This window comes from Xenorhabdus sp. IM139775, from assembly GCF_028598745.1.
Classification (GTDB): Bacteria; Pseudomonadota; Gammaproteobacteria; order Enterobacterales; family Enterobacteriaceae; genus Xenorhabdus.
This window is the reverse complement of the sequence record NZ_JAQRFK010000103.1, coordinates 1-8,087: the sequence shown is the minus strand read 5'-3', so window position 1 is coordinate 8,087 and position 8,087 is coordinate 1. Positions and strand designations below refer to the sequence as shown.

Annotated in this window: 8 protein-coding genes; all 8 read left to right on the top strand. The window is 41.3% G+C overall.

Annotated elements, in window-relative coordinates:
- Positions 1–351 precede the first annotated feature (351 nt).
- The gene (gene tssI, locus PSI17_RS15330; protein WP_273552806.1) at positions 352–2,364 is read left to right on the top strand and encodes a type VI secretion system Vgr family protein; all 2,013 of its coding nucleotides are present in this window, start codon (positions 352–354) and stop codon (positions 2,362–2,364) included.
- The gene (locus PSI17_RS15325; protein ID WP_273552805.1) at positions 2,361–3,191 is read left to right on the top strand and encodes a DUF4123 domain-containing protein; all 831 of its coding nucleotides are present in this window, start codon (positions 2,361–2,363) and stop codon (positions 3,189–3,191) included. The genes tssI and PSI17_RS15325 overlap by 4 nt, the downstream gene beginning before the upstream one ends.
- Positions 3,192–3,209: 18 nt before the next feature.
- Positions 3,210–3,479 (top strand): type VI secretion system PAAR protein, encoded by a 270-nt coding sequence (locus PSI17_RS15320; RefSeq protein WP_273552804.1) that lies wholly within the window; start codon positions 3,210–3,212, stop codon positions 3,477–3,479.
- 11 nt (positions 3,480–3,490) lie between these two features.
- Positions 3,491–5,074 carry a hypothetical protein gene (locus PSI17_RS15315; RefSeq protein WP_273552803.1) on the top strand — a complete coding sequence of 528 codons (1,584 nt, stop codon included), beginning with the start codon at positions 3,491–3,493 and terminating at the stop codon, positions 5,072–5,074.
- A complete protein-coding gene (locus PSI17_RS15310; protein WP_273552802.1) occupies positions 4,995–5,966 on the top strand; it encodes a hypothetical protein in 972 nt (323 codons plus the stop codon). The genes PSI17_RS15315 and PSI17_RS15310 overlap by 80 nt, the downstream gene beginning before the upstream one ends.
- 219 nt (positions 5,967–6,185) lie before the next feature.
- Positions 6,186–6,422, top strand: a complete 237-nt coding sequence (locus PSI17_RS15305; protein ID WP_273552801.1) for a hypothetical protein — start codon at positions 6,186–6,188, stop codon at positions 6,420–6,422.
- 134 nt (positions 6,423–6,556) lie between these two features.
- Positions 6,557–7,036: a hypothetical protein gene (locus PSI17_RS15300; protein ID WP_273552800.1), complete on the top strand. Its 480-nt coding sequence runs from the start codon at positions 6,557–6,559 to the stop codon at positions 7,034–7,036.
- Positions 7,037–7,626: 590 nt separating this feature from the next.
- Positions 7,627–7,767, top strand: coding sequence for a hypothetical protein (locus tag PSI17_RS15295; protein ID WP_273552799.1), 141 nt, complete (start codon positions 7,627–7,629; stop codon positions 7,765–7,767).
- Positions 7,768–8,087 lie beyond the last annotated feature (320 nt).

The window sequence follows — 8,087 nt, the reverse complement described above, 5'->3', positions numbered from 1 at the left end:
TAAATAAAAAGGGTTTTCCTGGCTGGATTAGTGTTTTTTTAGGCTCTCCATTTTACCGGGTTAATGTATTAGCCCGGTAAAATGGAGAAGACAAGCGCAGCGCGTCAGTGTGTTCTTAATCTGTTGGATTATGTGAAATTAAAATGAGGTAATAATTTGATTTTATTTAGGAAGAGAGGTTAATCACAATTTTGCTGATGTACTTTTAGTTGAACTGGAATATATAAATAATTTTGTTATATTTTGCTCCATACTGTACCCAAAACAGATAATTGTAATTTCATTACTAAATTATTTTACAATTCAGGCACTAATTAAGGATTGATACACAAAAAATTATGGATAGCACAAATGAGCAAGGTAATAGATAAAATTAATCAACTACTTGATCGTTCAGGTCTGGTCTTTACACTTATTACCGAAAACTTACCTGAACAGACTTTTGCTGTTGTGGATTTTTCCCTTACCGAATCGCTGTCATCCCCCTTTCGGTTGGAAGCCACGCTAACCTGTAAAACTCCGGAGATTGACTTTGCCGATATCCTCGACCGGGATGCCTCTTTTGCTGTGCATCGCAATGGACAAATTGAACGGCAAGTCACCGGAATGGTGACACAGTTTTCCCTGCTTTCCACGGGACGTCACTGTAGCCACTATCATATTACGATTCAGCCGCCGTTATGGCGTGCCTCCTTACGGGTCAATAGCCGAATTTTCCAAAATCAATCGGTTATGGATATTGTAGAGACGCTGCTCAGAGAAAACGGTATCAGTCGTTTTTTCTTTGCATTCGGCTACAAACATCCACCACGGGAGTTTTGCGTTCAATACGATGAAAGTGATCTGGCCTTTATCCAGCGCCTGCTGGCTGATGAGGGCTTTTTTTACTACTTCGTTTTCGATCAGGATCAACATGAACAGCGCATTGTCTTTCATGACTCCTGCTTGTCCCTGAATCAAGTGATTACCGTTCCCTACCGCCCTGAAACCGATACAACGGGTGAAACAACCTGCATTCGTCAGTTCCAATGGTCGGAAAAAGTCGGCGTTGCCAGTATTACGACCAAAGATCGCACCTTCAAGAATCCACGTTGGAATCGGGAATTTTGGTATGAAGGCCGTAATCTGCAGCATCAGCGGCGGCTAACCAGCTATCACTATTACGATTTCCCCAGCCGCTTTAAAGATGATGATTTAGGGCAACGGGCAAGCCAGTATCGTCTGGAATACCTGCGGCGGGATACCCAGCGTGGCAGCGGTCAGGGCGATTGCTTCGCTATGTGGCCGGGACAGTTGTTTGTTCTGACTGACCACCCCAGAGAAGCTTTTAACGACCAGTGGCAGCTTATCCAAATCACCCATTCCGGACGGCAACCACAGGCGGACGAAACCCAGTCCGGCGATAGCGGCACATGGTTGTCCAATCAGTTTACTTTCACCAGCCGGAAAACCTCTTATCGACCTTCCCCTTATCCCAAACCTAAAATGGAAGGCCCCCATATCGCAACGGTGGTCGGGCCGGAAGGAGAAGAAATCTTTTGTGACGAATATGGGCGTGTCCGTATTCAGTTTGACTGGGACAGATACGGCGAATTTGATGACCGTAGCTCTTGCTGGGTTCGAGTCAGTCACGCGTGGGCGGGGCAACTGATGGGCATGATCGCCATTCCCCGCATTGGGCATGAAGTATTGGTGGATTTTGTCCACGGTGATCCTGACCAACCCATTATTGTGGGTCGTGCTTACCACGCCAACAACATTCTCCCCAATCGCTTGCCAATGGCAAAAACGCAAATGTCGATCCGCTCCAAGACCCACAAAGGGGAGGGATTTAACGAATTGCGTTTTGAAGATGAAAAAGATCGCGAAGAGATTTTTATCCACGCTCAAAAGAATCTGTCCATTCAGGTACGCAATTCACGCGGGGAACGCATTAACTATGACCGCACCACCAGTATCGGTCATGACGATGAACTGGTCATCGCCAATAACCGTAAAGTCACCGTAGAAGGGCAACAAGATCATAAAACCACGGGCAACTATCTTGAGCAGATAAACGGTGATCGATCACTGCAAGTCAAAGGCGACCTGATTGAGAAAGTTCAGGGCGTGATCAGTGTGAATGCCCAAGGCGATCTGACCCTGCAAAGCGGCAGTAAAATTACGCTGGGCGTCGGTGGCAATTTTATCGTACTGCACGCAGGCGGCATTGATATCAAAGGCGCCGCCATCAACCTGAATTCTGGCGGCAGTCCCGGTGATTTATTGGCACCCGCTAATCCTGCCATCCTGCTTGCGGCGGCAAGCGAGGGTTCGATGTTTGTCGCTCACTGCCCAATGAAAGAGAAGGAGAAGCAGGAATGAGTCAGGAAACACTTTACGCCATTATTGATGGCGCAGCAGAACCCGATCTGTTTTTGACGCTGGAGCGTTATGATCCGCCTTCCGCTTGCCTTTATGGAGAACCTCTCCAGCCAGAACTGGTTAAAATCGCGCCTTATCTGGTACAGGTGGATGAAAAAGTCAAAATCTGGCTGGAATGCCGCAAAACACCGTGGGGAATTTTCGTCCACAGTGCAGCAGATATGAAAACCCTTCGCCAGCATTTAAGGAAATACCTGCAAGTGCTGCTTCCTCAGCAGGAAAAGCCGGTATTTTTTCGCTTTTATGATCCGCGCAATATCTGGGATTTTCTCGGCGTATTAAGTGACTGGGAAGTGCATTGCTTTTTGGGGCCGATCTCACGCATCACAACACTTTATCTTGAAGAAGAACGCACAGATAACTTTGCCAAAATCAGAGAACCTTTTCCTGTTGGTGCAACCAGTAAACGAAAGATGCTTGCCATTACCGACATTCAACTGGAGAAAATACAGGCTATTTTCACGGAGCGTTATATCAAAAAATTGGCGAGTCTGATCCCTGACTGGCTGGAAAAAGCCCATTTTGATTTTATTCCTCATATCGACACCGTGGAATGCGCCCGGCATTTTTTTGAGTGGTTCAACCAAATTGATATTACCGATGAACGCAACGTGCGCGGATTACTCCAGCTCTTTATCACGCGGCACTACCTTTCTATTGATGACCTGCCGGTGGCCATCTATTCCCAACTGACTGAATACAACCAGTCAGGGCATATGCGGGCAGAAAGTTTGCTCATTCAGGAACTGGGGCGAGTTCCCCTTTAAAAAACGGAGAAAAACAGCATGGGAAATGCGGTCAAAATTGGTGATATCGGTACAGAACATGGGGATTGTTCAGCGACCCCAGTGATTAGCGGCGCCAGCACGGTTAAGGTTGACGGCGCTTATCTGGCAAGGCAAGGGGATGCACTTGCCCCTCATTCATCACACTCAAGATCGATAGCAGGCGGTTCCGGCTCCGTGTTTATTGAAGGAAAACCTGCCGCCAGAACCGGTGATGCGGTTGATTGCGGTGGCGTGGTGATAGGTGGCGGCAGCGTCAATATTGGTTAAGGAGATAAAAAATGACGTCAACAAAGGCTGGTTCAGCAATATGCGGTTGTGATAATCCGGATGATTGTACTCATCGGATTGATATTACCTTGGGTGATAAGACGATGAGTTATCAGCAGTTCTTATTTCCTCATCAGATTTATTACGTTATTGATAAGCCGGAGAAAAATACAGTACCACAAGTCCCTGTCATATTAAATTCTATCAGCAAAGGCTGTATATCCAATAATTCAGCTTGCCCAATTGGAAACTTATTCGATGAAAAAAATCAGCCAATTGCACAATTTTCCCCAAAGAAATCATATACAGGTAACTTAATCTACTCAAAGAAAACTGACGCTTTTTCTGTTATTGATAATAGCCCGATCGTTCTTTTGCGTCGTTTTCTCGAAAGGGATTTTTACTCGCATACAGAAAGGGAAAGCTATTATGTTCGGGTGGATGAATGTGCCGGAAAGCCCTTAGTCGATAAAACCATCAATATACCTGAAAGTATTCGAAGAATGACTCTGGGAAATAAAACTATCTTAGGGACAAATATTCATTTATTTCTTAATGAAAAACAGGAAATTAACGTTACTATCGGAGCAACAGAAGAGATCGAAAAATTTACCGACGAGCAAAGGAGGCAACAACAAAAAGAGGCTAATAGGCAGAATGGACTGCGACATAGGGGATCGCATGGATGGCGCAGAAACACCAATCCTTATGAGGTTCGTAATTCATTAACGATTACGGGGGAAATTACTGCGGAAAAAGGTGCAGAAACCCGTAGCTGGTCAAAAGAACTGGAATTTGAATTTAAAAAAGGCAAAAAGAAATTAGGCCCAATAGATACCGCCATTGATGGCATCGGCAAAATTAATAGTATGCTTGCATTTGGACATGAACAAAGTAAGTTTCGGGTAGCTAACTTGGATCTTATCTATCCTGCAATTAACATTCGTGGAAGCTATGAACTTTCACATAGCGATAAATATAAAATCTTCTATAAATTTAACGCTGATATTACTGCAACACCATTAATAGGTTTAGAGCTACGAGCTGATGTTCTTCAAATATTTGCAGCCTATTTTAAACTCGATAAAATTGTTGCTGATATACGTGAAGCAGGAGAAACCTTCGAGCAAGAAGTCAAAAAAGATAAGAATGGTGCATTTTATGGTGTGCAGTTAGATCTGATTCTCAGCGGTGACCTGAGCGTTATGTTTGGTTGGGAGTCTGATGATAAAGGAGAGTGGTCTTTTAAAAAAGACACCGTATTAGAAGCCGGATTTGGTATTAGGGCTGAAACGAATATTCGTGGCGGTGTGCGTTATTATGCTGTTTATGGATACTTTGATGCTTCTGCACAAATTACAGCTAAAGTAAATGTCGCTCTAGAGTCGATAGAAAAGAGCATGGAGTTAGTATTTTATCATGATGGGATTCAGGCATCGGCGAGTGTGAAATATGGGGCAAGCATTAAACCAGGAAAAGATGATGATGAATGGGAAGTACCTATAGGAAATGAAAATGAACCAATTGAAAAAGACTGGATATTTCAAGAACCACTGCCAAAAGAAAAATCAACTTACAGGATCTCTTTGGAATAGTTTATTATTTTTTTTATTTCTAATGACAATAAAAACAGCATCAGGTAAATCAAACATGGAATATAAATATCTCGTCTCATTTAATACACAACGTAGCCTGTGTGTTTTAAAAGTAAATGGGATGTTAATGCTAGAAAATACATCTTCAAGAACCGGTACAGAATCCAGTGGTTATAATATATCCGCATTTTTGGAAAATGGTTATAATACTTTGGAATTACTAATGGGGCGTATACCCGCTGATAGAGATACAGATAAATTTCATCCAGAATCATGGTGTGAAGCAACAATCAGAAAACTTTCTTCACATGATGAAAAAGGAGAAATGATTAGTAATATAAAATTAAATGTGGATGATAATGGAAACGTCGTAACTAAAAACTCAATAAATTCAAATGAGAAATTTGATTACGCAAATATTTCAATGAAGAAAGGAGAAAAAAACATATTCGCAGCTCAAAAAACGTTTTCAGTAAATAACTTACCAAATTGGATTTGGACAAAGGCTACACCTGTTACTGAGAATGACTTACCCTCTATAAAAGCAATATATCAGGAAATCAGTAATACTTTTTCTAGCCGTAATTTGGATAAAATCTGGAAAATGAGCCAACCAGCTTGGGAAGAATGGGCTATAGCAGATAATAGTAGCGCTAAAATATTTTTTGATTCGATGGGTTTTGAAGAAGATATAAGTGGTAATTCTGTTATTAAAGAACCTGATTGGGATAAATATAAATTGGTCAGTTATAAAAATGGCCGATTGTTCCGTCTTGAAAAAGGTGTGCGAGGCTCTTCACCCATTATTTTTCACAATAAGAAAAACGGAGGAGATACTACTTATAGCCCTTATTTATCTATTATTAACGGAAAAATTGTTATAGCAAGATAATTAACTGAGTTGGCTAATTAGGTTATTTTCTTAAACAACCTGATTAGCCCAACATAAAAAATCCCCTGATGATATAGAAATAAAATAGAGAAGTAAAAAATGAATAGATATTTTGAAAATCACAGTATAAAAACAAATGATACTATCAGGTTTCTTTGGATTAGTTTTTTATTATGTATATCTATGATATTTACTACCTCGGCATTAGGAAAATCTAAAATGGACTATAAATATTTACTCTCAATGGACACAAGTAAGAGTTTTTGCTATTTAAGCGTAAATGGTATGCCGGCTATGGATAATCCCGGTGCGGGTACACATGGTGTTCAATCCAGTGGTCTAAATGCAACTGCTTTTCTGGAAAATGGCATTAATACCATAGAATTACTTTTTAAGGATAGAACATCTGAAAAATCAAATAAATTTGATCCCAACGCCCGGTGTGAAACCACATAAAAAAAGTATCCTCTTTCGGTGACGAGGAAATAATCAGTCATATCAAATTGACTGTCGATAAGGAGGGCAATACCCTGACATCAGAGTCACTCAATCAAATAGGAAGAACAGGATCAGAGTTTGCATTCACGGGGATGGCAACCACACCTGGTGATGAAGGCTTTTACAAGGCAAGAAAATCATTTAACCTGAATGGATTACCCGACTGGATGTGGACTAAAGCACGTCCGGTGACAGAAAATGACCTCCCTACAATTAAAAATTTCTATCAAGAAATTCTCAATACTCTTGCACATAAGGATCTCGATAAATTATGGAAAATAAGTCAACCAGCATGGGAAGAATGGGCAATGGCGGATAATAGCAATCCCAGAGTGTTTTTTGACTCAATGAATTTTGAAAGATTGATTGATAGCAAGATATATACCCCAAGACTATTTCCTAAATGGCAAGATTACAGATTAGTCAAGTATAAAGAAGGGCGGCTATTTCGTTTAGAAAAAGGGAATTTCGGCCGCTCTCCAATAATAATGGATAAGAATGGAACTGAGTATATTTATACATATGACCCATATCTATCCATTATTGATGGGAAGGTTGTTATTGCCAGATAATAAGTAAACTACCTGTATTCATATAGCCGAGTGACTTTTTCTTAGATGAGAAAACGATTAACACTTATAGCTATACTTGAGTTTTGATTTGGTTTTTATTTATAGCGATCCATATTAAAAACATGGGTCGCTATAAATTTTATTAATAATAACCTATTTATATTTCGATAAAATAAAAATTATTCTTGTCGAATTTCAAAAAATTCGCTAATCTGAACTGACTTTATCACCATCATAGATGGTAACATAGTCGTGAAAAACGGCTATAAAAACTCCCGTAGCCTGAAAGGGAGAGCAAGTATTGCGGTACATCTGCGCACCTTTGGAAGCAGATATTGTTAGACATAAACCCCTTGTCTAACAATGAAGGTTTTTTAAACTAAAAAACACCCCAAAAGGGCGTTTTTATACTGTCACCTAAGCGCATTGAACGTTGAATCATGCAGTTCACGTAATACCACAAAATTATTCTCGCACACCACATTCATACTTCTACGATCTCTGTTTGAAATATTTGGCGAACAACTTTGCTATATCGAAACAATTAACGTATTGCTACCGTTTGACACTTCACCTTGCGGCGTTCTGCTGTGTCTGCTGGTATTTCAATACTCGTACCATTTTTGCTGATTGTTTACGGAACTCAAGGCGTCACTTTTTGCCGGTTTACCGCTGAAAGTGACGCCGCGGCAAAAGGGCAACCTGACAATGACAGGCTCACGCCTGCTTAACCACACAATGCATCTGACACTGCATTTCATTGATTAAAAAAGCATCAAAAGGAGAACCTGACGATATCGAGGCTGGCTTTTTGCCGGTGGGGATGACCTGTTTATACAGGCGGCAGTACCGCGTACTCAACCGATACCCCGCAATACCTCAACAAGCGTTCGCTCTGGCGCACAGATATCCGTCAGGGACAAAGCAGGCATTTCCTGTTTTGTCCCTGACGGATATCTGTGCGCCAGAGATCGCATCATGTTGAAAGGTTAAGTAAGGAGAAGCCGATGAGCCGATTGATTAAGGAATTAAAGTTTTTTGCCCGGCAGGG